The organism is Pseudomonas sp. GW456-E7, assembly GCF_059424105.1.
The window spans coordinates 1-22,688 of the sequence record NZ_JBWKZB010000011.1 but is presented as its reverse complement, the minus strand read 5'-3'; the positions used below and the strand labels follow the sequence as shown (position 1 = coordinate 22,688).

General features: G+C 60.6%; 22 protein-coding genes. 4 read left to right on the top strand and 18 right to left on the bottom strand.

Annotation, left to right across the window (positions count from 1 at the left end):
- Positions 1-80: 80 nt before the first annotated feature.
- A complete protein-coding gene (locus tag AC07YV_RS09700) occupies positions 81-1,043 on the top strand; it encodes a zinc-binding dehydrogenase (RefSeq protein WP_102699335.1) in 963 nt (320 codons plus the stop codon).
- Between the two features lie 115 nt (positions 1,044-1,158).
- Here the strand turns inward: AC07YV_RS09700 and AC07YV_RS09695 are convergent, their stop codons facing one another.
- From AC07YV_RS09695 to AC07YV_RS09670, 6 genes are all read right to left on the bottom strand, one after another.
- Positions 1,159-1,812: an HAD family hydrolase gene (locus AC07YV_RS09695; RefSeq protein ID WP_102699334.1), complete on the bottom strand. Its 654-nt coding sequence runs from the start codon at positions 1,810-1,812 to the stop codon at positions 1,159-1,161.
- 34 nt (positions 1,813-1,846) lie between these two features.
- Positions 1,847-2,836 (bottom strand): ABC transporter ATP-binding protein, encoded by a 990-nt coding sequence (locus AC07YV_RS09690; protein ID WP_095964001.1) that lies wholly within the window; start codon positions 2,834-2,836, stop codon positions 1,847-1,849.
- Positions 2,833-3,633 (bottom strand): ABC transporter permease, encoded by an 801-nt coding sequence (locus AC07YV_RS09685; protein WP_007974964.1) that lies wholly within the window; start codon positions 3,631-3,633, stop codon positions 2,833-2,835. Before AC07YV_RS09685 ends, AC07YV_RS09690 begins: the two co-directional genes overlap by 4 nt.
- Positions 3,620-4,456, bottom strand: a complete 837-nt coding sequence (locus tag AC07YV_RS09680; protein WP_173900798.1) for an ABC transporter permease — start codon at positions 4,454-4,456, stop codon at positions 3,620-3,622. Before AC07YV_RS09680 ends, AC07YV_RS09685 begins: the two co-directional genes overlap by 14 nt.
- Positions 4,457-4,461: 5 nt before the next feature.
- Positions 4,462-5,268 carry an alkaline phosphatase family protein gene (locus tag AC07YV_RS09675; protein ID WP_102699332.1) on the bottom strand — a complete coding sequence of 269 codons (807 nt, stop codon included), beginning with the start codon at positions 5,266-5,268 and terminating at the stop codon, positions 4,462-4,464.
- A 180-nt stretch (positions 5,269-5,448) separates the two neighbouring features.
- The gene (locus AC07YV_RS09670) at positions 5,449-6,513 is read right to left on the bottom strand and encodes an ABC transporter substrate-binding protein (protein WP_007974957.1); all 1,065 of its coding nucleotides are present in this window, start codon (positions 6,511-6,513) and stop codon (positions 5,449-5,451) included.
- A gap of 363 nt (positions 6,514-6,876) precedes the next feature.
- On the opposite strand from AC07YV_RS09670, the gene phnR reads away from it, so the two are divergent.
- Positions 6,877-7,590, top strand: a complete 714-nt coding sequence (phnR, locus tag AC07YV_RS09665) for a phosphonate utilization transcriptional regulator PhnR (protein WP_102699330.1) — start codon at positions 6,877-6,879, stop codon at positions 7,588-7,590.
- A gap of 65 nt (positions 7,591-7,655) precedes the next feature.
- Here phnR and AC07YV_RS09660 read toward each other — a convergent pair whose 3' ends face one another.
- From AC07YV_RS09660 to minC, 7 genes are all read right to left on the bottom strand, one after another.
- Entirely contained in the window at positions 7,656-9,812 is a 2,157-nt protein-coding gene (locus AC07YV_RS09660) for a mechanosensitive ion channel family protein (protein WP_102699329.1), read from the bottom strand.
- A 78-nt stretch (positions 9,813-9,890) separates the two neighbouring features.
- Positions 9,891-10,067, bottom strand: a complete 177-nt coding sequence (locus AC07YV_RS09655) for a hypothetical protein (RefSeq protein WP_015096128.1) — start codon at positions 10,065-10,067, stop codon at positions 9,891-9,893.
- A gap of 157 nt (positions 10,068-10,224) precedes the next feature.
- On the bottom strand, positions 10,225-11,514 hold the full coding sequence (locus tag AC07YV_RS09650) for a M18 family aminopeptidase (RefSeq protein ID WP_007974949.1): 1,290 nt from the start codon (positions 11,512-11,514) through the stop codon (positions 10,225-10,227).
- Positions 11,515-11,717: 203 nt separating this feature from the next.
- Complete coding sequence (locus tag AC07YV_RS09645) at positions 11,718-12,353, bottom strand: RluA family pseudouridine synthase (RefSeq protein WP_007974948.1); 636 nt, start codon at positions 12,351-12,353, stop codon at positions 11,718-11,720.
- Between the two features lie 179 nt (positions 12,354-12,532).
- Positions 12,533-12,787 (bottom strand): cell division topological specificity factor MinE, encoded by a 255-nt coding sequence (gene minE / locus AC07YV_RS09640; protein ID WP_007974947.1) that lies wholly within the window; start codon positions 12,785-12,787, stop codon positions 12,533-12,535.
- Between the two features lie 3 nt (positions 12,788-12,790).
- Positions 12,791-13,603 carry a septum site-determining protein MinD gene (gene minD / locus AC07YV_RS09635; RefSeq protein WP_007974946.1) on the bottom strand — a complete coding sequence of 271 codons (813 nt, stop codon included), beginning with the start codon at positions 13,601-13,603 and terminating at the stop codon, positions 12,791-12,793.
- A 201-nt stretch (positions 13,604-13,804) separates the two neighbouring features.
- Positions 13,805-14,542, bottom strand: a complete 738-nt coding sequence (gene minC / locus AC07YV_RS09630) for a septum site-determining protein MinC (protein ID WP_046037759.1) — start codon at positions 14,540-14,542, stop codon at positions 13,805-13,807.
- A 118-nt stretch (positions 14,543-14,660) separates the two neighbouring features.
- Here minC and AC07YV_RS09625 point away from each other — a divergent pair, with 118 nt between their 5' ends.
- A complete protein-coding gene (locus AC07YV_RS09625; RefSeq protein ID WP_102699328.1) occupies positions 14,661-15,593 on the top strand; it encodes a lipid A biosynthesis lauroyl acyltransferase in 933 nt (310 codons plus the stop codon).
- Positions 15,594-15,744: 151 nt separating this feature from the next.
- Complete coding sequence (locus AC07YV_RS09620) at positions 15,745-16,917, top strand: patatin-like phospholipase family protein (protein WP_102699327.1); 1,173 nt, start codon at positions 15,745-15,747, stop codon at positions 16,915-16,917.
- 143 nt (positions 16,918-17,060) lie between these two features.
- Here the strand turns inward: AC07YV_RS09620 and AC07YV_RS09615 are convergent, their stop codons facing one another.
- The 5 genes from AC07YV_RS09615 to AC07YV_RS09595 all read right to left on the bottom strand — a co-directional run bounded on the left by AC07YV_RS09615 (position 17,061) and on the right by AC07YV_RS09595 (position 22,586).
- Positions 17,061-17,846 (bottom strand): outer membrane protein OmpK, encoded by a 786-nt coding sequence (locus tag AC07YV_RS09615; RefSeq protein ID WP_102699326.1) that lies wholly within the window; start codon positions 17,844-17,846, stop codon positions 17,061-17,063.
- A 377-nt stretch (positions 17,847-18,223) separates the two neighbouring features.
- On the bottom strand, positions 18,224-19,009 hold the full coding sequence (locus AC07YV_RS09610) for an outer membrane protein OmpK (protein WP_102699325.1): 786 nt from the start codon (positions 19,007-19,009) through the stop codon (positions 18,224-18,226).
- A gap of 169 nt (positions 19,010-19,178) precedes the next feature.
- Positions 19,179-20,531 carry a nucleobase:cation symporter-2 family protein gene (locus AC07YV_RS09605; RefSeq protein WP_102699324.1) on the bottom strand — a complete coding sequence of 451 codons (1,353 nt, stop codon included), beginning with the start codon at positions 20,529-20,531 and terminating at the stop codon, positions 19,179-19,181.
- Between the two features lie 198 nt (positions 20,532-20,729).
- Complete coding sequence (locus tag AC07YV_RS09600; protein ID WP_102699323.1) at positions 20,730-22,031, bottom strand: urate hydroxylase PuuD; 1,302 nt, start codon at positions 22,029-22,031, stop codon at positions 20,730-20,732.
- Between the two features lie 51 nt (positions 22,032-22,082).
- On the bottom strand, positions 22,083-22,586 hold the full coding sequence (locus AC07YV_RS09595; protein ID WP_007960046.1) for an ureidoglycolate lyase: 504 nt from the start codon (positions 22,584-22,586) through the stop codon (positions 22,083-22,085).
- Positions 22,587-22,688 lie beyond the last annotated feature (102 nt).

Here is a 22,688-nt window from a genome sequence, read left to right as displayed (position 1 = left end):
CTCTTTGGGAGCCGGTCGCATAATGCAAAAAGCCCGGCGATACAGCTTCGGGCTCAGTCCAGACTCACTATGGAGGCACTGTGAAAGCATTGCAAGGCGTTGACGGTCAAGTGGTATGGGTTGATGAACCCGGTCCTGCATGTGATGTAGGGCAAGTTCGTATTCGAGTGGCGGCAGCGGGCCTCAATCGTGCCGATTTATTGCAGAAAGCCGGTCTTTATCCGCCACCGCCAGGGGCCAGCCAGGTGCTTGGTCTAGAGTGCTCGGGGGTCATCAGCGAGGTGGGCGCCGGCTCCTCCTGGCAGGTGGGCGATCGGGTTTGCGCCTTGCTGGCCGGGGGCGGGATGGCCGAAGAGGTGGTTGTCGACGGGCGGCATGTACTGCCGGTTCCCGATGGAATGTCACTGGTCGAAGCGGCGGCATTGCCTGAAGTTTATGCAACAGTCTGGCTGAATTTGTTTCAACTGGCTGCGCTCAAACCGGGACAGAAAGTTTTGCTGCACGCCGGAGCAAGTGGAATTGGTTCAGCGGCCATTCAGCTGTGCAAGGCCTTCGGTAACCCGTGCTGGGTCAGCGTCGGCTCTGCCGAGCGACTGGCGTACTGCGAAGGGCTGGGTGCCCAGGGCGGCGTGGTGCGTAACGGTGATCTGGAGGGCTTGCGGGATCTGGGGCCGTTCGACGTGATTCTCGACCCGGTGGGTGGCAGTTACGCGGCCTTGAACCTGAAGTTGCTGGCTCAGGATGGTCGCTGGGTGTTGATCGGTCTGATGGGCGGGCGCGAGGCCAAGTTGGATCTGGCCCAGGTGCTGGCCAAGCGCGTGCAATTGCTGGGCTCGACCCTGCGCAGTCGGGATGATCAGTTCAAGGCAGATCTGTTCAGCGATCTGGGCCTGCACGTGTGGCCGTTGTTCGCCGAGGGGCGCTTGAGTGCACAACTGGCCAGGACATTCCCGATCAAGGATGCCGAGGCAGCGTTTGCCGAGTTGGCGAGCAATAACGTGGCGGGGAAGGTGGTGTTGGTGATTGACGAGAGTCTGAACTGACAACGAGAAACCTGTGGGAGCGAGCTTGCTCGCGATGGCGGCGAGTCAGTTGCATTAATATCAACTGACACTCCGCTAATCGCGAGCAAGCTCGCTCCCACAGGGGGGGGGCGGGTTATTTCCAGTCGTGGATCGGCCACCCGGCCTTTTCGGCCTGCTCACGTAACACCGGGTCCGGGTTGACCACGTGGGGGAAATCGACCTTCAGCAAAAGCGGCAGGTCATTGCGCGAGTCGGAATAGAAACTCGCGCCTTCGAGGTTTTCCTCTTCCGCATCCAGCCACTCCAGCAAGCGGGTGATCTTGCCTTCGCGGTAGGTCAGGGTGCCCACGGTATGGCCGGTGTAAACGCCCTGAGCCACTTCCAGTTCGATGCCCAGAATCTCGTCGATGCCCAGGCGCTCGGCGATGGGGCCGACCAGGTGGGTGCCCGAGGCCGAGATCACCAGAATCCGGTCGCCGGCCTTGCGGTGTGCCGCGATGGCCTTGGTGGCGTCACTGAAAATGATCGGCTCGATGTAGTCTTCCACCCAGGGGCCAACCAGATGCTCGACCTCTTGTGGCGTGCGGCCGATCATCGGCTCCAGGCTGAAGGTCATGTAGTCTTCCATGCGCAATTTGCCGTGGCTGTAGGCATCCATCAGCTCGTTGTTCTGTCGCATGAACGACTCGGGGTCGACCCAGCCCAGGCGACCCATCTGCTCGCTCCAAAGGGTGGCGCAGTCGCCGTGGATCAGGGTTTCGTCCAGATCAAAAATTGCCAGGGCCATCAGTGCAGTTCTCTCTTCAGCATAAGCAAAGGCATCAGGCTACCTCACACAGGGCCGTCGGATCGATGGAAAGCGCCAGGCGCTGACCATCGGGATGCAGGTCGGCCGCCGAGCGGTTCAGCACATCCACCACCAGTTCCACGCCCCGGGCTTCGACCCGGTAGCGGATTACGTTGCCCAACAGGCTGTGGCTGCGTACTTGCGCGTCCAGTTCACCGTTGAGGCTCAGTTCGATGGCTTCCGGGCGAATGGCGATGCGCTTGTTGATTGGCCGCTGCAGCAGCTTCGAGGCGCTGTCGGCGTCCAGCAGGTTGTAGTTGCCGATGAAGCCGGCAGCGAACACATCCACCGGCGCAGTGTAGAGGGTTTCGGCGTCGCCGCTTTGTACGATTTTTCCCTGATTCATCAGGAAAATCCGGTCAGACATGGTCAGGGCTTCTTCCTGATCGTGTGTGACGAAAATCGTGGTCAGGCCCAGTTCGCGCTGGATCTGACGGATCTGTTCGCGCAGGTGCTTGCGAATGCGCGCATCCAGCGCCGACAGCGGTTCGTCCAGCAGCAACAGGCGTGGCCGGGTCACCAGCGAGCGGGCGAGGGCGACGCGCTGGCATTGGCCCCCGGACAGCTGATGGGGATAGCGTGCGGCGAAGTCCTGCAGCTCCACCAGTTTCAGTACTTCGGCGACGCGTTTCTGGCTGTCATCGGCATTGACCTTTTGCATGCGCAGACCAAAGGCGACGTTTTGCTCCACGGTCATGTTGGGGAACAGCGCATAGCTCTGGAACACCATGCCGATCCCGCGTTTCTGCGGGCTCACCGGCACGATATCGGCACCATCGAGCAGGATTTTGCCGCCATCCACCGAAGTCAGGCCGGCGATGCAGCGCAGCAGGGTGGATTTGCCGCAGCCGGACGGGCCGAGCAGGGTGACGAACTCACCTTTCTGGATTTCACAATTGATGTCGCTGAACACCGTGGTGCCGGCGAAGCTTTTCTGAAGATGTTGGACGCTGACATAGCTCATTCGCTTTTGTCCCTGTTCAAGATATTGGCAATCCAGGTCAGAACCAGCACAAAGAAGAAGTAGGAAATCACCAGCGCACTGGTGAAATGACCGCTGCTGTTGCGCATGTTGTTGAGGTAGACCTGCAGGGTTTCGTAGCGGGTGCCGACGAGGATGTTGGCGAACACGAACTCACCGAACAGGAACGAGAACGACAGCAGCAGCGCAACCATCAGGCCCTTGCGCAGGTTCGGCAGCACCACCAGGAGGGCGGCTTGCCAGGTGCTGGCGCCGAGCAACTGGGCGGCGTCCATCAGGTCGCGCAGGTTGATCGCTTGCAGGTTGTTGGTGATCGCCCGGTACATGAACGGCAGCGCCACCGTGAAGTAGCAACCGATCAGGATCCAGGGTGTACCGACCATGGCGAACGGCCCGGAACCATAGAGCTGCAGCAGCCCTACCGACGACACCACCGGTGGCACGGCGAAGGGCAACAGGATCAGGATGTTCATCAGCGCATCGAGTTTCGGGAAGTGGTAATGCACCACGAACAGCAACGGCAGGATCAGCACCACGGAAAGAACCAGTGAACCGACGCAGACCAGCAGCGATTGCCCGAATGCATGCAGGAAGCGCGGATCGCTCCACAGCTGGATGTACCACTTGAGGGTGAAGCCGCTGGGCAGAATGGTTGCCGACCAACTGCTGGCGATCGAGTAGACCAGCGTGCCGGCCAGCGGCAACAGCAGGATGGCAAACAACAGGTAAACCACGACGCGGTGGTAGACACCGGCGGGCCCCAGTTCAGCGCGAGACATGGTAGCTCCTCTTCAACAGCAACTGATGCACGATGGTCACCAGGGTCATCAAGGCCACCAGCACCACGGCCAGGGCGCTGGCCAGGTTCGGGTCCAGGGAAATGTCACCGGACACCATCGCCGCGATACGGATCGGCAGCACGTTGAAGTTGCCGGTGGTCAGGGCGTACACCGTGGCGTAGGCACCGAGGGCGTTGGCCAGCAGGATCACGAAGGTGCCCAGCAGTGCCGGCGTCAACACCGGCAATCCGATGTGCCGCCAGTACTGCCAACTGTCGGCGCCGAGCAGCGCAGCGGACTCACGCCAGTCTTCGCGCAGCGCATCGAAGGCCGGGTACAGCAGCAGCACGCCGAGGGGAATCTGGAAGTAGGTGTAGAGAATGATCAGCCCGGTTTTCGAGTACAGGTTGAAATCCTGAATGATGCCGGCCTGCTTGAGCATGATGGTGAAGCTGCCATTGAAGCCGAGCAAAATGATGAACGCGAAGGCCAGGGGCACGCCGGCGAAGTTGCTGGTCATGTTGGCGAAGGCGTTGACGAAATTGCGCAGTTTCGAATCGACCCGGCGCAGGGAGTAGGCGCCCAGTATCGCGATGATGATCCCGAACACGCTGGACCAGAAGCTGATCTCAAGGCTGTACTGGATCGCCTGCAGGTAAAACTTCGAACTGAAGATCTTGCTGAAGTTGGCCAGGCCCCAGCCGAATTCTTCCGATTGCAGGCTGTTGATCATCACCCAGGTCAGCGGTGCGATCTCGAACACGATGAAGAACAGTGCGAACGGGACCAGGCATAAGGCGGCCAGCCATTTACTGCGGGTCATGGCATTCACTTGAGCAGCTCCCGGCAGACCGGTTTGTCGTGGGGCGCGCCCAGCAACTCGCAGACGGTGCCGCAGATCTCGGTCTGTTTCGGCGCTGCGCCGGCGTCGAAGCTGAATGCGTCGCCGAGAACGAACAACGGCACCTCACGTTCTTCCGGCAGCAGGCCGTTGTGGGAGCGGTCGTTGTTCATGCCGTGGTCGGCGGTGACCAGCACCTGATAGCCGGCATCGAGCCAGCCTTGCAGGTAGTCGGCCAGGATGATGTCGGCCGAGCGGGCGCTGTTGCGGTACTGCGGGGTGTCGAGGCCGTGCTTGTGCCCGGCGTCGTCGATGTTCATCGGGTGGATCAGTAAAAAGTGCGGCGCATGGCGCTGGCGCAGGTTTTCGGCGTCGGCGAACAGGTGCGAATCGGGGTAGTGATCGTTCCAGTAGAAATGCCCATGCTGGATCGGCAGTTGCGGGTCATCGGTGTGGCGGTCCCGTGCCGCCACGAAGGGCGAACGGTTGTACAGTTCGCTGACCCAGTGATAGGCCGCCGCGGCGGTGACAAGGCCTGCGTCGGTGGCATAGTGATAGATGCTGCGCTGGTTGGACAGGCGCGAAACGTTGTTGTGGACGATACCGCTGTCGATGGGCGCAACGCCGGTCAGGATGCATTCGTACAGCGGGCGGGACAGGGTCGGCAACTCGCACTCCAGTTTGTAGAGTGCCGCACGTCCTGCTCCGACGTACGCCTGCAGGTGCCCCATGGCGTGACGGGCGACCTCGTAGTTGAGGCCGTCGAGCACCACAAGGATGACGTTGTGCTTCATAGGGGCAAAAACTCCGTGTAACAGATGATTCAAGTACGCAACCAATCCCTTGTGGGAGCGAGCTTGCTCGCGATGAGGGACTACCATTCAACATCGATGTTGAATATCAGATCGCTATCGCGAGCAAGCTCGCTCCCACAGGGATTCTCATTGGCCCATCAAAAATGGTGGGCTACACGGTTACTGCATATTGATGATGACTTCTTCCTGCCACTTCTGAGGAAGGGCCTTGGAGGTCTTTTCCCACGCATCCGCGTCTTTGATCGGCGTCACTTTCTTGTACTGCTCGTTAGGCAGCAGCTTGGCCTTCACGTCGGCCGGCAGTGTGATGTGCTCGGCACGGATCGGACGGGCGTTGCCCTTGGCCAGGTTGATCTGGCCGGCGTCGCTGAAGATGTATTCGCGGGTCAGCTTGGCGGCGTTCGGGTTTTTCGCGTACTTGTTGATGATGGTGGTGTAGCCGGAAATCACCGAGCCGTCGGACGGGATCAGCACCACATAGTCATCCGGGTTGGCCATCTTGGCCTTGTAGCTCAGGCCGTTGAAGTCCCAGACCACGCCGACTTCGATTTCGCCTTTTTCCATGGTGGCAATCGTCGGGTTGGACATCGACAGGCGACCTTGCTTGGCGATGTCGGCGAACAGCAGCAGGGCAGGCTGGAGGTTTTTCTCGTCGCCACCGTTGGCCAGTGCCGCGGCCAGTACGCCGTTGGCTGCCTGGGCCGCGGTGCTCACGTCACCGATGGACACCTTGTATTTGCCGCTCTTGAGGTCAGCCCACTTGGTCGGGGCTTCGGAGCCGTGCAGCAACTTCTTGTTGACGATGAACGCGATGGTGCCGGTGTAGGCCAGTGCCCAGTTGCCGTCCTTGTCCTTGGCCCAGGCTGGTACCTGATCCCAGGTGGAAGGCTTGTAGGGCTGGACCACGCCCTGCTTGACCGCGATCGGGCCGAAGGCTGCACCGACGTCGCCGATGTCAGCGCTGGCGTTGTCTTTCTCCGCGGCGAACTTGGCGATCTCCTGGGCCGAACTCATGTCGGTGTCGATGTGCTTGAGGCCGTACTTGTCGCTCAGGTCTTTCCAGGTGCCGGCCCAGTTGGCCCAGTCATCGGGCATGCCGACGCTGTTGACGGCGCCTTCCGCTTTTGCAGCGGCTTCCAGGGTTTTCAAATCATCGGCCGCCATGGCGGCGGTGCACATTGCGATGGTCGAGCCTAACAGTGATGCCAGGAAAAGCTTTTTCATTCCGAAGCTCCTTGGGTCGTGTTCAACGCTGCGATTGCGGTTTGTGTTGGTCTAGGTCAGCAATACCTGAGCCAATTTAAGGGGGCTGGATGACACTTTGATGTCGCTCGTCGCCCTGGAGGACTTTTTGTTCAGCGGTATCGCGACTGGCCTGATAAGCGTAGACCATGGTCAAGGCCTCGGCTGGCAAGGGACTTGGCCGATGAATTGCAGGTTTTCGAGTTCGCAGAACGGCGACCGTTGGGCAGCTTTGTCACACCTCGGTCATCTACGCTGCCTACGCTTGCAGACTATTGAATGAGCCGGTTTGCGCAGCGGTTCTGCCCTGAATTGGTGCTGGTCTAGTCCAGATAGGAAACATTGATGCGTGACGAGGCAACAAAAGCGGTAACAGCCATCGGCCAGGTGCTTCAGGAGCAGATCGACCACGGCCTGTTGGCTCCGGGCAGCAAATTGCCGGCCGAGCGCAAACTCAGTGAGTTGTTCGGCACCACGCGGATCACTTTGCGTGAGGCGTTGTTGCAGCTGGAGTCGCAGGGGCAAATCTACCGCGAGGAGCGTCGCGGCTGGTTCGTTTCGCCGCCGCGCCTGGCGTACAACCTGATGCAGCGCAGCCACTTTCACGCGATGGTCAGTGCCCAGGGGCGGGTGCCGTCCACCGAGGTGATTTCTGCGCGATTGCAACCGGCGTCGGCGGCTGTTTGTGCCTGGCTGCAATTGCCGGCGCTGTCGAGCGTGATCCAGATCTGCCGCTCACGGCGCATCGACGGGCGGCTGGTGCTGTATGTGGAGCACTATTTGAACCCGCAATACTTTCCGGGAATCCTCGATTTCGACTTGAATCAGTCGATCACCGAGTTGTATGCACGGCATTACGATTTGCACTATGGACGGGTGCGCTTCGAGATTGTACCCACGGCGTTGTCGGTGGATGCGGCAGCGGCGTTGAAGGTGTCGGCGGGGAGCCCGGGCCTGCGGATTGCCCGCGTCAACTATGACCAGCATGAACGCCTGATCGACTGCGACCTGGAGTTCTGGCGGCATGATGCGATTCATGTTGGCGTTGATGTGGTTTGACTTTGTAGGCGCTGCCGCAGGCTGCGATCTTTTGATCTTTAAAAGATCGCAGCCTGCGGCAGCGCCTACAGGGGTTGTTCCGGGGAGCCGGTGGCGGCGGTGACCTGAATGCTCATCCGCGGTGTCGCCAGGTCCAGTCCGGCTTCATCCATGTGCCGCTTGAGTGACAGGTTGAACGCTCGCGACACTTCCCACTGCTTGATCGGCGCGGTCTTGAAGCGGGCGCGCAGGATCGCGTTGCCCGACTCGAAACTTTCCACTCCCTGGAACTCCAGCGGCGACCAGATATTGCGCCGCTGCAACGGATCGGTGCGCATTTTCTGGCCGACTTCGCGCATCAGTTTGATGGCGTTGTCGATGTCCATGTTGGCCGGCACCGCGACCCGGAAGATCGCGTAGCCGAATTCCCGGGAGTAGTTCTTGATGCTTTTGATTTCACTGAACGGAATGGTGTGGACGATGCCGTCGATGTCCCGCAGGCGCACGGTGCGGATGGTCAGGCCTTCGACCGTGCCGAGGTGGCCGCCGACATCCACGTAGTCGTCGATGGCCAGTGAGTCTTCGATGATGATGAACAATCCGGTAATCAGGTCGGCTACCAGCGATTGCGCACCAAAGCCGATGGCCAGACCGATCACACCGGCACCGGCCAGCAGGGGCGTGACGTTCATGCCCATGTTCGCCAGGGCAACGATCAGCGCGACAATGAAAATGGCCACGAACAGCACGTTGCGAATCAGCGGCATCATCGTCTGCGCGCGGGCATTGGCCAGGCCTTTGCGCGACCGGGTCAGTGCGTGGTGCACGGCGGTGTCGCTGAGAATCCAGATCAACCAGGCGAACAGCAGCGTGCCGGCGAGGCTGAACAACTTGACGCTGACTTCGTGGCCGTCGCCTTCGGTAAAGCGGATCAACGACATGCCCCAGACCCGCAGGCCGAGTTCGATAAAGGCCAGCCACACCAACAGGTGGAGGATTGTGTAGAAGAAATTCTTCAACCGTTCCGAATACACGGCGTAACGCCGGATGCCGCGCTGGGGCTTGAGGGCGTGGCGGCGTACCAGGCCGTTGATGACCATGCACAACACCAGCAACACGGTGCAGATCAGCGACTGGCGCAGGGCCGTGCTGGTGTCGCCGGCGGAAATGAAGGTCGCGAACAGGGAAATGGCCACCAGCACCAGCGCCGGCACGTACCAGAAGGTGCCGAGAATCGAGAGGGTGTCGTTGAGGGCGCGGCGGGTCAGGCGTCGGGACAGCGGCTGGTTGCGGATCAGGTGGGCGATCGGGCGGCGGAAACGCAAGATGAACCGGGCGGTGGACAAGGCTGCCAGGACGTTGGCAATCGTGGCTGCCGTATGGGCCAGATGACTGCCGAGGCTGTCGACCAGTTTTGGATCGCTCAGTGCTTCGCCAAACGCGGCGAAACTGCCGATCAGCCACAGCGGTCGAAACGCCTGGTGCCGCAGAATGTACAAGGCGCGGTGGCGGTGTGGGCCGTCGAGCAGGGAAAAGGCAATAACGCAGATGGCCGAGAAGCAGGTGCCGACGACCAACGCATAGGCCAGCACCATGGCCAGGCTTTTGCCCAGGGACGAGGGCAGGGCATAGCTCATGTAGATCGTGATCACCAGGGCGATCAGCCATGGCCCGAGCTTGCGCAAGGCAAAGCGCAACATGTCCAGGGCACGGGGGTGCTGCGGCAGTTCTTCAGTCAGGCCGAAACGCATGCGCACGCGGTGGCTGATCCAGATCAGCGCGGCGGCCAGCAGGCTCCAGACCATCAGGATCATGGCGAACGCAAAGAGCATCGGCAGCCATTCATTGGCCGGAAGCGCCAGCGCCATCAACTCTTCCTGGGCCTGGTCGAACTCGCTGGACCAGCGCGTGAGCGGACTGTCGTCGCCGGAAAATTTCTTTTCGATCGTGGCCAGGGTTCCGCCAATCAGGCCCAGCACGCCTTCTTCGGTAGTCGGCTGGGCCTGTTTGGTGGTGTCACGTAGCCTTTTCAGATCGGCCAGCAGCTTGGTGCGCTGCTGATCGTTTTCCAGTGACTTGATCACTTCGTCCAGGGACTGCCCCAGCGGTTCCTGTGCTTCGGGCTGCGCCTTGGCCTGGCCGCCGAGCAGGCTTGGCAGGCCGGCCGCCTGGGCAGGTGCCACTGGCAGCAGCAACAGGCAGGCAAGGAAAAAATACGGAAGGGCAAAAAGACGAGCGAACACTAGGCGGTCAACCTCGCAAGGAGCGGATCGACCGAGTGTACGAGCCCGTCAAATTCAATGCGAGCCAAGGGCGATGAATTATTCGTTGAGTTTGGCGAGGATCTTGATCACCACGGTCGCGAGGATGGTCAGCATGCCGATCCACATGGCGAACACACCGGCATTTTTGTCGCGAAAGTTGAAGCCGACGGCCAGCAGGAGCATCCCGGCAAGAATCGGGATCAGCATGGCGTGAAAGGAGGACATCGAAATCATGGAGACAGCCTTGTCGAAGGGATACTTGAAGTCTAGGCCGCTTTTGAAGCGGCCGAATTGATGTGCGTGTGTAGGAGCTGCCGCAGGCTGAGATCTTTTGATCCTGATCTAAAAAACAAAATCAAAAGATCGCAGCCTGCGGCAGCTCCTACAGGGGTTACGGCAATTCGCGGCAGGCGTAGAACGCGCTCAGTACCTTGACCAGGTGCGCCAGGTCGTGGCTGCCGCACAGTTCGCGGATCGAGTGCATGGCGAACGTCGGCAGGCCGATGTCCACGGTGCGCACGCCCAGGTGACTGGCGGTGATCGGGCCGATGGTCGAGCCGCAGCCCATGTCGCTGCGCACCACGAAGCTTTGCACCGGCACTTCTTCGGCCATGCACAGGTGACGGAAGAACCCGGCGGTTTCGCTGTTGGTGGCGTAGCGCTGGTTGCTGTTGACCTTGATCACCGGGCCGGCGTTGAGTTTCGGGCCGTGGTTGGCATCGTGCTTGTCGGCGTAGTTCGGATGCACGCCGTGGGCGTTATCAGCCGAAACCAGCAGGGATTTCTGAATGGTGCGTACGAATTCATCACCTTCAGGCAGCAGGCGACGCAGGGTTTGCTCGAGCATCGGGCCGTCGGCACCGCAGGCCGAGCAGGAACCGACTTCTTCGTGGTCGTTGCAGACCAGCACGCAGGTTTCGTCGGTATCGGCCGTCAGCAGCGCTTGCAGGCCGGCGTAGCACGACAGCAGGTTGTCCAGGCGCGCGCCGGCGATGAAATCGCCATGCAGGCCAATGACCGCAGCGCTTTGGGTGTCGTAGAAACTCAGCTCGTAATCGAGTACCACATCAGCGTTCAGGCCGTGTTCGCGGGCGAGCTGGTCGGTGAGCACGGCGCGGAAGTCCACGCGTTCGTCACCGGCAAATTGCGCGAGGATCGGCGGCAGTTCGGTCTGGGCGTTGATGGCCCAGCCCATGTTGGCTTCGCGGTTGAGGTGAATCGCCAGGTTCGGAATGATCGCGACCGGGGCCTTGAAGTCGATCAACTGGCTCTCGACCTTGCCGTCACGCCGGAAGGTCACGCGGCCGGCCAGGGACAGGTCGCGGTCGAACCACGGTGCCAGCAGTGCACCGCCATAGACTTCGACACCCAACTGCCAGAAACCCTGGCGCTGCAGCTCCGGTTGCGGCTTGACGCGCAGGCATGGGCTGTCGGTGTGGGCGCCGACCAGGCGAATGCCGCCGTGCAGCGGCGAGTGGCGGCCCATTTTGATCGCGACGATCGAAGAGTCATTGCGGGTGACGTAGTAGCGACCGTTGGCTTCGGTATTCCACGGCTCGCGCTCGTCGAGGCGTTGATAGCCCGCCGCTTCCAGGCGCTGAACAAGGCTGGCGGTGGCATGGAACGGGGTAGGGGAGGCCTTGAGGAAATCGATCAGGCCTTGGTTCAACTCTTCGCGCATAAAGTAGCTCCAGACAGCAGTGGCGCCAGTTTAACGTATTGGTCAGGGAATTGGCGGTGGTGTGCGGGTGGAGTGGCGCCCCCCCCTGTAGGAGCGAGCTTGCTCGCGATGGTCGTCAACGATAACGCGGGAAGCCTGGCGCCCCGCGGCGTTCTTGGGATCATCGCGAGCAAGCTCGCTCCTACAGGGGGAATGCGTTGCGTTCAGAACGGTGCCGGGCACTCGAAGCGCAGGCGCTCGCCGGTCTGGGGATGGGTGAAGGTCAGCATGCTCGCGTGCAGGCACAGGCGCGGCCAGGCCGCCAGCGCCTGCTCGTGGGCATAGAGCCCGTCACCCAGCAGCGGATGACCGATCGAAAGCATGTGTACGCGCAACTGGTGGGAGCGGCCGGTGATCGGTGTCAGCTCAACGCGGCACCAGTCACCGCAACGCTCCAGCACGCGCCAGAAGGTCAGCGCATGTTTGCCGAATTCATGATCGACCACATGCCGTGGCTTGGTTGGCGGGTCGTAGCGCAAGGGCAGGTCGATGCTGCCGCTGTCCAGTTCCGGCTGACCCCAGCACAGGGCGGTGTAGGCCTTTTCGGTTTCGCGGTCGTGAAATTGCCGGGACAGCTCGCGATGGGTATCCGGGTCGCGGGCCAGCAGGATGATGCCGGACGTTTCCCAGTCCAGTCGATGGACGATTCGCGCTTCCGGGTAGCCGTTTTCCTGCAGGCGGGTAATCAGGCAGTCCTTGTTGTCATCGGCCCGACCAGGGACGGAGAGCAACAGGGTCGGTTTGTTCACCACCAGTACGGCAGCGTCCTGATGGATGATGTGGATGTTGGACAACGGCATTAAAACAGCCTCGTAACAAACGCCAACGGCGGCTCAGGCCCCTCGGTCCCTGTAGGAGCTGCCGCAGGCTGCGATCTTTTGATCTTGTTTTTGAAAAGCAAAATCAAAAGATCGCAGCCTGCGGCAGCTCCTACAAAGGCCTGAGGGGCCTGAGCCGCCGTGGCTCCTGGCGGATCGACTCAGCGATCAGGCAGGGTGATGTTGAGTTCCAGAATCGAGCAGCTGCCCTGGCTTTCCAGTGCGACGTGCACGTCATCGGACCCGATATTGACGTACTTGCGGATCACCTCGACCAGTTCCTTCTGCAAGGCCGGCAGGTAGTCCGGGGTGCTGCGTTGGCCGCGTTCGTGCGCCACGATGATCTGTAGACGCTCTTTCGCTACCGACGCGGTGCTTTGCTTTTTGTTGGCACGAAAGAAGTCAAAAAGGTTCATTGCTTAGTTGCCTCCAAACAGGCGCTCGAAGAATCCCTTCTTCTGTACATCAAGGAATCGATGATCCACGGTCTTGCCCAGCAGGCGGTCAACGGTATCGCTGTAGGCCTGGCCGGCATCGCTCTGGTCGTCGAGAATCACCGGAACGCCCTGGTTGGATGCCTTGAGCACCGCCTGGGATTCAGGGATCACGCCGAGCAGGGTCACCGAAAGGATTTCCTTGACGTCTTCTACGCCGAGCATTTCGCCTTTGCTCACACGCTCCGGGTGATAACGGGTAATCAGCAGGTGTTCCTTGATCGGGTCTTCGCCGCGTTCGGCACGACGGGACTTGCTGGCCAGCAGGCCGAGCATGCGGTCGGAGTCACGTACCGAGGAAACTTCCGGGTTGGTCACGACGATCGCTTCATCGGCGAAGTACATGGCCAGGTGGGCGCCTTTCTCGATGCCCGCCGGGGAATCGCAGACCACGAACTCAAAGTCTTCCTTGAGTTGCATCAGGACTTTTTCCACGCCTTCGACGGTCAGCGCGTCTTTGTCGCGGGTCTGGCTGGCGGCCAGCACGTAGAGGTTTTCCAGGCGCTTGTCTTTGATCAGGGCCTGTTGCAGGTTGGCTTCGCCGTTGACCACGTTGACGAAGTCATACACCACGCGGCGCTCGCAACCCATGATCAGGTCGAGGTTACGCAAGCCCACGTCGAAGTCGACGATCACTGTTTTGTGGCCGCGCAGAGCGAGGCCGGTACCGATAGCGGCGCTGGTGGTGGTCTTACCCACACCACCCTTGCCGGATGTAACCACGAGAATCTTGGCCAAGGTGTTTCACCCCTAAGGAAAAAGGACTTTTCAGCCCCTGAAAAACATCTCCTGAAAAACTACTGCAGTCGGACAGCCTTGGCTGGAATCGGGTTTTGAGCGGCGTTTACCCCCGGTAAACACTGCTTTCGGCCTTTTCCTACTTCGTTTGAGCCGTTTTCGCTACGTTTTAGAGATGCTTGGAAAATGCGGCAGTATCCGTTAAAGCCGAATGATGTTCAACACGTCGCCGGACAGGCTGACCTGCACACCCGAGCCCCACAGAGGATCGCGGCGCAGATCTTCGGAAACCTTGTAATGCCCGGCGATGGAGATCAGTTCAGCACTCATTTGCTGACAGAAAATCCGCGCCTTGGTGTCGCCCTTGACGCCGGCCAACACGCGACCACGCATAGGGCCGTATACATGGATGTTGCCATCGGCGAGAAGTTCCGCCCCCGGGCTGACCGAGGAGATCACCACCAGATCGCAGCCCTGGGCATAAATCTGCTGGCCACCGCGTACCGGCGAGGTGATGATTTTTGTCGGCTTGATGGTCGGTTCAGGCGGTTTTTCCGGTTTTTTCTTCGGTTCGCCTTCGGTCAGGTCCAGTGGACGCTCCCGGGCACCGGACGGTGGGAGCACCGGCAGGTCGACCGCAATGGCGGCGGCAATGTCTTCGATGCGGCTGGCGCGGATCGCCAGGGTGCGCAGGCCATGCTGACGGCACACGCGCATCAGGCCGGGCAGATCGACGGCGCCTTCGTTGGCCGGGAGTTTGTCCAGGGCCAGTACCAGCGGCGCGTTGCTGAAGAAGTTGGGCGCCTGGGCGACCTTGGCGGCCAGTTGCCGATCAAGGCTTTCGAGGTCGTTACGGGCCAGTTCCAGCACCGTAATGGCCAGCATGCTGCCCTTCAACTGGAACACGGGATCTTGGTCTAGCGGTTCGGTTTGGCTCATGGTCGGCATACAACGACTTGTCACTAAAAGTGCCGAGACTTATAACGAGAACGCCCGCAGGCCGCAAGCCGGGTCGAACGATGTAGAATGCGCGGCCATTGTCATTCCGGAAGCATTAATGGACCGCCCGCGTTTTCGAAAAGCATTTCTATCTCCACGTTTCTGGCCGCTGTGGTGTGGCCTGGGGCTGTTGTGGCTGATCGTCCAGTTGCCGTATCCGGCACTGCTGTGGATCGGTCGCGTCCTGGGTTCATTGATGTATCGCGTGGCCGGCGACAGACGGCGCATTGCCAAGCGCAACCTGGAACTGTGTTTTCCGGAAAAAACCGCCGCCGAACGCAAATACCTGCTCAAGGAAAACTTCGCCTCCACCGGTATCGCTTTTTTTGAGATGGCGATGAGCTGGTGGTGGTCGCGCAAGCGCCTGGCGAGTCTCGCTCACGTTGAGGGGCTGGAGTATCTGCAGCAGGCCCAGCGCGAAGGCAAGGGCGTGATCCTGATGGCCCTGCACTTCACCACGCTGGAAATCGGCGCGGCGTTGCTCGGTCAGCAGCACACCATCGACGGCATGTACCGCGAGCACAAGAATCCGCTGTTCGACTACATCCAGCGCCAGGGCCGTGAGCGGCACAACCTCGATTCGCTGGCGATAGAGCGTGAAGACGTGCGCGGCATGCTCAAATTGCTGCGCTCGGGCCGCGCGATCTGGTACGCGCCGGATCAGGACTACGGCGCCAAGCAAAGTATCTTTGTGCCGCTGTTCGGCATTCAGGCGGCGACCGTCACCGCCACGAGCAAGTTTGCGCGGCTGGGCAAGGCGCTGGTGGTGCCGTTCACCCAGGAGCGTCTGGCGGACGGCAGCGGTTATCGCCTGGTGATCCATGCGCCGCTCGAAGGCTTCCCCGGAGAAACCGAGGAAGAAGACTGCATTCGCATCAACCAATGGATCGAAGGCGTCCTGCGCCAATATCCCGAGCAATACCTGTGGGCCCACCGCCGCTTCAAGAGCCGTCCACCGGGCGAGCCGAAGCTGTACGCCAAACGCCGTTGAACCCCGACCCCCTGTAGGAGCGAGCCTGCTCGCGATGGACTGGAGAGCGCCACGGGGCGTCAGGTTACCCGCGTTATCGTTGACGTCCATCGCGAGCAGGCTCGCTCCTACAAGGCAACGTCATCCCATCAAGCACCATGGAGAGTTGTGCATGAGTCCAGCTGAACCGGTTACAGGGCTGATTCTTTCCGGCGGCGGGGCTCGGGCGGCTTATCAGGTCGGGGTGCTGGCGGCGATTGCCGAATTGCTGCCGCCGGGGGCGAGCAATCCGTTTCCGGTGATCGTCGGCACCTCGGCGGGTGCGATCAACGCCGTCAGCCTCGCCAGCGGGGCAATGGACTTTCGTCATGCCATCCAGCGCCTGACGGCCTTCTGGCAGGGCTTTCGCAGCCCTCTGGTATTGCGCAGCGACTGGCCTGGGGTCATTCGCCAGGCCAGTCGCTTTGTCAGCCACAGTTTGCTCGGCATCGGTTCCCAGGTTCCGGTGGCGCTGCTCAACAGTTCGCCGCTGAGGGATCTGCTCAACGACAAGCTGCATATGGGCGGCATCGCCGAAGCGATCGCACAGAAGCAATTGCATGCGGTGGCGGTCACGGCGTTCGGCTATGAGTCCGGCCAGGCCGTCACCTTTTATCAGGGCGGCGGCAAGATCGATGCCTGGTTGCGCCACCGACGCATCGGCGTTCCCACCCGACTGTCGGTTGAACACTTGCTCGCCAGTTCGGCGATTCCGCTGCTGTTCGCCCCGGTGAAAATCGGCGAAGAGTATTTCGGTGATGGCGCGGTGCGTCAGTCGGCGCCGATCAGCCCGGCGCTGCATCTGGGCGCCAGTCGGGTGCTGGTGGTGGGCGTCAGCGGCAACCCCCGCGGTATCGACCCGCAACAACCCTTGCAGCGCAGCTACACCGGTCAGCAGCCGACCCTGGCGCAGATCGGCGGGCACATGCTCAACAGTACGTTCATTGACAGCCTGGAAAGTGACATCGAGCTGTTGCAGCGCCTGAACCAGTTCAGTCACCTGATGCCTGACGGCACACCGACCCGCGCATTGGGCGTGGCACCGGTGGACGTGCTGGTGATTTCTCCGAGCCAGCCGATCGATGAGATTGCCGCGCGACATCGTCAGGAGTTGCCGCCGGCATTGCGCCTGTTCCTGCGCGGGCCGGGTGCGACCAAGACCAGCGGGGCGGGGGTGTTGAGTTACCTGCTGTTCGAGGCGGGGTATTGCAGCGAGTTGATTGAGCTGGGGCGGAGCGATGCGCTGGCCAAGCGCGGGGAGTTGAGCCGGTTTCTCGGCTTGGCGGAGCCTGCAGTCTCGGCTTGAGATAGGCGGTGCAGCCATTCGCGAGCAAGCCCGCTCCCACACTCGATTTTCAGCGAACACAATAATTGCGTACGGCGCAGATCAAATGTGGGAGCGGGCTTGCTCGCGAAGGCGCCCATGCAGACGCCTACAGAATTAAATGATCAGAAGTGAACCTTGACCAGGAAGCTGGTCACGCTCTGATCCGTCTTGAAGCCCTGGCTGTCTTCAATCCCGTACTTGTTTTTCCAGTAGTCATACTCGACACCGACGTACAGCTGCTTTTCGCCAAGGTTCAGCGCTTTGCCCAGGTCGTATTTGACCTGTGGGTTGAAGTGCAGGTTGGCGTGGTATTCGCCTTTGCTGTTGACATCGTTGTCGACGACCCAGTCCATGAAACCGTCGATCAGCACGTCCGAGTCACCCACCGGGATGGTGTAGGACCAGACCGGCGAGACCTGCCAGATGTTGTCGCCCGGGCGGTCGCCTTCGGTGTGACGGTTGTAGAAGTTCAACTGGAAGTAGTCGAAGCCCGGGATGGCCAGGTCGAAGCCAGGGCCGATCAGGTACGACTCGGTGTCGTCTTCGCCGAACTCATAGGTCATGGCCAGCAGGACGTCCTTGATCGGGCCTAACTCGAACTTCTGGTCGAAGATCTTGTTGAACGACAGGCGCGGGCTGAGCTCGCCATAGTGGGTGTTTTCACCCGCGAAGTGGTCTTCCTTGCCGTTGTAGAAGATCTTGTCGATGAAGAAGAAGTTGTCGCCGTACTTCCAGCCATCGGCGTGTTCGAAGGTCACCGTCTGCTGGATGCGCGGGTTGACCTGGAAGTCCTTGCCATACAGGTAGGTCAGGCTGTTGGTCTGCCACTGCAGCAAATCGCCGGCCATGGCCTGGCCCCCGACCAGCATCGATCCCGCCAGCATCAGGCTAGTGCACGTACGTTTCATTCGGTTGCTCCCAAAAAGTAGGTGGTTCCACGTTATTTTTTTAAGGTCGGCGCTCTGGTGTGGCGCCTGTTTCCGTAGCGGTAAAAAATGATCCAGTCGGTCAGCTTTGGTGCTGATAGCAAGAGCTGAGCCAAGGCTTTCAAAAAGCAAAAAAACTCCCGCTCGACGGCTCAAAAGCGGTCGATTGAGAGGGGTTTTGGAGTGCCTTGGTGTCTGCCAGCGCCGGGATAAGTTGGCTTTCTGGTCAGGTTTTACATCCGGGCTTTTTTTTAAACCGGATTCGGGCGGCCGCGGAGAATACTGACTCCTCGGCCAGGTCTCAAGTGCTCCGCAACGGCGCACCGACGACAGGTTTGGCGCACGGTTGCGGGGCAGCATCAGAAATGCACCTTCACCAGCAGGCTGGTGGTGTTTTCATTGGTGTCGAATTTGCCGCTGTTTTCGATGCCGTACTTGTCTTTCCAGTAGCTGTATTCAGCGCCGACGTACACCTGTTTCTCCCGCCAGCCCAGGGCCTTGCCCAGGTCGTACTTGATCTGCGGGTTGAAGTGCAGGTTGGCGTGATAGGTGCCATGGGCGTTCTGGTCGTTATCCACGACCCAGTCCATGTAGCCGTCGATCAACAGGTTCGAGTTGCCCAATGGCAGGGTGAAGGACCAGGCCGGCGTGATCTGCCAGACGTCGTCGCCGGGACGCGAGCCTTCGGTCTGGCGGTAATAGAAGTTCAAGGTGAAAAAATTGAAGCCCGGTACCGCGAGGTCGAATCCGGGGCCGATCAGGTAGGCCTCGGTGTCGTCTTCGCCGTTCTCGTAGGTCATGGCCAGCAGCACGTCCTTGATCGGGCCGAACTCGAAGCGACGGTCGAGGATCTTGCCCAGGGAGAGGCGCGGGCTGAACTCGCCGTAGTAGGCGTGGACGCCTTTGTTCCGGTCTTTCTCGCCGTTGTAGTAGGTGCTGTCGATGAACATGAAGTTGTCGCCGTACTTCCAGCGGTCGGCGTGCTCGAAGGTTATCGTCTGCTGGATCGACGGGTTGACCACGAAGTCCTTGCCGTACAGATAGCTCAGGCTGTTGGTCTGCCACAGCAGTAAATCGCCGGCCATGGCCTGACTCGCGGCCAGCAGGCCAGCACCCAACAGCAGGTTGGTTTGTGTCCGAATCATCTGTTGCTCCCTCTTGTTTTTATTTTTAAGGCGCAGGAAACCCCTACCCCTGTAGGAGCGAGCCTGCTCGCGATGGTCGTCAACGATTACGCGTGTTATCTGGATAAACGCGGTGTTCTCGGGTTCATCGCGAGCAGGCTCGCTCCTACAGGGGGTGTGCGTTTCTGTTTTAGTGGGCGTGGCAGTCGTTGATGGCCGCGCGTTCGGCACCGCCAAGGATGTTGAACAGCAGGTTCAGCGTCAGCGCGCTGAGGGTGGCCATGGCGATGCCGCTGTGGGTGATCGGGCTCATCCACACGGGCAGGTGGGCGAAAAACTCCGGGCGCACCACCGGGATCAGGCCCATGCCGATGCTCACCGCCACCAGCAACTGGTTGCGACGGTCACCGATGTCGGCTTCCTGGAGAATCTTGATCCCGGTGGCGGCGACCATGCCGAACATCGCAATCGCTGCGCCGCCCAGGACTGCCGGAGGGATCGAGGCCACCAGGAATGCGGCCTTGGGCAGCAGGCTCAGGACGATCAGCAAACCGCCGGCGACGATGGTCACGGAGCGGCAGCGCACACCGGTCATCTGCACCAGGCCGATGTTCTGGGCAAAGGAGGAGTGGGTGAAGGTGTTGAAGAACCCGGCGAAGAACGAGGCGCCGGCATCGCACAGCAAACCGCGACGCAGCATCCGTGGGCAGACTTCCTGGCCGGTGATCTTGCCCAGCGCAAGAAACATCCCGGTGGACTCGACGAAAATGATCACCACCACCAGGCACATCGACAGGATCGGTGCGAGTTCGAATTTCGGCATGCCGAAGTGCAGCGGCGTAACGAATTGCAGCCATGGCGCCTGAGCCATGCCGCTGAGGTCGACCATGCCGAGCAGGCCGCAGAGCACGTAGCCCAGGCACATGCCGATCAGCACGGAAATATTGACCCAGAAGCCGCGCATGAAACGGTGGACCAACAGGATGGTGCCCAGCACCAGGGCGGCGATGGTCAGGTAGATCGGCGAGCCGAATTGAGCGGCGCTGGCACCGCCGCCGGCCCAGTTCACGGCCACGGGGAACAGCGACAAACCGATCGAGGTGATGACCGTTCCGGTCACCAGCGGCGGGAAGAAACGTACGACCTTGGACATGAACGGCGCGATGAGCATGCCGAAGAAACCGGCGGCGATGGTCGCGCCGAAGATCCCTTGCAGGCCGATACCGGGCATGCCGGCCATGGCGACCATGCTGCCGACGGCAGCGAAGCTGGCGCCCATCATCACCGGCATGCGAATGCCCATGGGGCCGATGCCGAGGGACTGGACGATGGTGGCAATACCGGCCACCAGCAGGTCGGCGTTGATCAGAAAGGCGATTTCTTCACGACTCAGGCCAGCGGCCTGTCCGATGATCAGCGGCACCGCGATGGCGCCACCGTACATCAGCAGAACATGTTGCAAACCGACCAGGATCAGTTGCAAGAGGGGCAAACGCTGAATGGCGGGTGCGTCGGGGATGCGCGCTGCGGATAGCTCGGACATGCAACACCTCGGATCTTTTTTATTCTTGTGATTTTGTGCGTCAGGCAAACCTGTGGGAGCGGGCTTGCTCGCGAACAGGCCGTAACATTCAACATCGTTGTTGACTGACCCGACGCTTTCGCGAGCAAGCCCCCCCCCGCTCCCACAGGTTCTGTGTTGCCTGTGTGGGAGCGAGCTTGCTCGCGATGCTTTTAACGATTAATTGGTCTGGGCTCCCTGCACAATCCAGGCACCGATCAGGTCACGTTCCTGCTGGGTCATCTGCGTGATGTTGCCCAGTGGCATGATCTGGCTGGTGACGGCTTGCGCCTGGATCCGCGGTGCGTTCTGGCGGATCTGCTCGGGGGTGTCGAGCATCACGCCGGCAGGGGCCGCACTGAACAGCGGGCTGGTGGGCTTGGCCGAGTGGCAAACCGCGCAACGTTCCTGAATCACGCTGTGCACTTTGTCAAAGCCAGGGCCGGCGTTGGACGCTTGCGCCGGAGCGGCGGCTGGCGTTTCTGCAGGTTTGGCTTCAGCGGGTTTCAAACCACCGCCCACTGCGGTTTCCGGCAGCGGCTGGTATTCGATCTTCGCCGGTGCCTTGGCCACTTCCGGGCTGTTCAGCGGCGCAGGGCCGGTGACGTAAGCCAGACTGATCATGCCGACGGCTGCGACTGGAAGCGTCCAGGCAAACTTGTGGCTGTCATGACGGGTGTTGAAGTAGTGACGCACCAACACCGCCAGTACCGCGATCCCGGCCAGGATCAACCAGTTGTACTGGCTGCCGTAGGTGCTCGGGAAGTGGTTGCTGATCATGATGAACAGCACCGGCAAGGTGAAGTAGTTGTTGTGACGCGAACGCAGCAGGCCTTTGGCCGGCAGGGCCGGATCCGGCGTGCGGTTCTCGGCGATCGCCGCCACCAGTGCACGCTGTGCCGGCATGATGATGCGGAACACGTTGCCGACCATGATGGTGCCGATGATCGCGCCGACGTGCAGGTACGCACCGCGACCGCTGAACACTTTGCTGAAGCCGTAGGCCGCGCCGATGATCAGCACGAACAGGATGAAGCCGAGCAGGGCAGGGCGTTTGCCCAGGGCCGAGTCGCACAGGAAGGAGTAGACGAACCAGCCGATGAACAGCGAGCCGATACCGATGGCCACGCCTTCAGGACCGCTCAGGGTGCTGCCCGGAGCCAGCAGGTAGAGTGTCGGGTTGGAGTAGAACACCACGCACAGCAGCGCGATCCCCGACATCCAGGTGAAGTAGGCTTCCCATTTGAACCAGTGCAGGTTGTCCGGCATGGTCGGTGGGGCCAGCTTGTATTTTTCCAGGTGGTAGATACCGCCGCCGTGGATCGCCCACAAATCGCCGGCCAGGCCGGTTCTCGGGTTGACCCGGTTGAGGTTGTTTTCCAGCCAGACGAAATAGAACGACGCACCGATCCAGGCCACGCCAGTAATCATGTGAACCCAGCGCACGCTCAGGTTCAGCCATTCCAACAGATGTGCTTCCACAGTCTTTACCTCTCGCCCGTCACTCTTGTTGTCGAGTGATCGGACCTTCTCTTATTGGTGGGGGGCGAGGATCAAACGCTCATCCTCTTTGAAAAAATGCTCATCGCAGTTATTGCCTGTGCCACTGCGATCAACCACCAGGAAGTCATCCCGCTTTTCGATCGTCAGCACCGGGTGGTGCCAGACGCCGCGATGGTAATTAATGCCCTGCCTGCCGTTGGTGACGAAGGCGCGGACCAAGCCTGATACAGGTTCATCGCCAAGTGGCGCGACCACGATCAGAAAGGGGTTGCCGAGCAGCGGAATGAAAGCCTGGCTGCCCAGCGGATGGCGCTCCAGCATGCTGACGGTCAGCGGCATGTCCTGCGCGTCGGCGCGGAAGATGCTGATGATCGCGTTGTCCTCTGGCGTAGCGGTTTCGACCGTCGCCAGTTTATGGAAGCGCATGGTCGAACCGTTGTTGATCATGAAGTGATCGCTGCCGTCGGTTTCGATCACGTCACCGAAAGGGGCGAAGGCTTCTTTGGTCAGCGGTTCAATCGTCAGTGTGCGCATGCTGGTCTTCTTACCTTGAATTCTGTGTTGTTAGTTCTATCGCCATCGCGAGCAAGCTCGCTCCCACATTGGACAGTGGCGTTCACAAAACCTGTGGGAGCG

Bases quoted from the DNA above. Each gene is read 5' to 3' on its own strand.
- AC07YV_RS09695 (WP_102699334.1), bottom strand. From the start codon at position 1,812: ATGGCCCTGGCAATTTTTGATCTGGACGAAACCCTGATCCACGGCGAC.
- AC07YV_RS09690 (WP_095964001.1), bottom strand. From the start codon at position 2,836: ATGAGCTATGTCAGCGTCCAACATCTTCAGAAAAGCTTCGCCGGCACC.
- AC07YV_RS09685 (WP_007974964.1), bottom strand. From the start codon at position 3,633: ATGTCTCGCGCTGAACTGGGGCCCGCCGGTGTCTACCACCGCGTCGTG.
- AC07YV_RS09680 (WP_173900798.1), bottom strand. From the start codon at position 4,456: ATGACCCGCAGTAAATGGCTGGCCGCCTTATGCCTGGTCCCGTTCGCA.
- AC07YV_RS09675 (WP_102699332.1), bottom strand. From the start codon at position 5,268: ATGAAGCACAACGTCATCCTTGTGGTGCTCGACGGCCTCAACTACGAG.
- AC07YV_RS09670 (WP_007974957.1), bottom strand. From the start codon at position 6,513: ATGAAAAAGCTTTTCCTGGCATCACTGTTAGGCTCGACCATCGCAATG.
- phnR (WP_102699330.1), top strand. From the start codon at position 6,877: ATGCGTGACGAGGCAACAAAAGCGGTAACAGCCATCGGCCAGGTGCTT.
- AC07YV_RS09655 (WP_015096128.1), bottom strand. From the start codon at position 10,067: ATGATTTCGATGTCCTCCTTTCACGCCATGCTGATCCCGATTCTTGCC.
- AC07YV_RS09650 (WP_007974949.1), bottom strand. From the start codon at position 11,514: ATGCGCGAAGAGTTGAACCAAGGCCTGATCGATTTCCTCAAGGCCTCC.
- AC07YV_RS09645 (WP_007974948.1), bottom strand. From the start codon at position 12,353: ATGCCGTTGTCCAACATCCACATCATCCATCAGGACGCTGCCGTACTG.
- minE (WP_007974947.1), bottom strand. From the start codon at position 12,787: ATGAACCTTTTTGACTTCTTTCGTGCCAACAAAAAGCAAAGCACCGCG.
- minC (WP_046037759.1), bottom strand. From the start codon at position 14,542: ATGAGCCAAACCGAACCGCTAGACCAAGATCCCGTGTTCCAGTTGAAG.
- AC07YV_RS09625 (WP_102699328.1), top strand. From the start codon at position 14,661: ATGGACCGCCCGCGTTTTCGAAAAGCATTTCTATCTCCACGTTTCTGG.
- AC07YV_RS09620 (WP_102699327.1), top strand. From the start codon at position 15,745: ATGAGTCCAGCTGAACCGGTTACAGGGCTGATTCTTTCCGGCGGCGGG.
- AC07YV_RS09615 (WP_102699326.1), bottom strand. From the start codon at position 17,846: ATGAAACGTACGTGCACTAGCCTGATGCTGGCGGGATCGATGCTGGTC.
- AC07YV_RS09610 (WP_102699325.1), bottom strand. From the start codon at position 19,009: ATGATTCGGACACAAACCAACCTGCTGTTGGGTGCTGGCCTGCTGGCC.
- AC07YV_RS09605 (WP_102699324.1), bottom strand. From the start codon at position 20,531: ATGTCCGAGCTATCCGCAGCGCGCATCCCCGACGCACCCGCCATTCAG.
- AC07YV_RS09595 (WP_007960046.1), bottom strand. From the start codon at position 22,586: ATGCGCACACTGACGATTGAACCGCTGACCAAAGAAGCCTTCGCCCCT.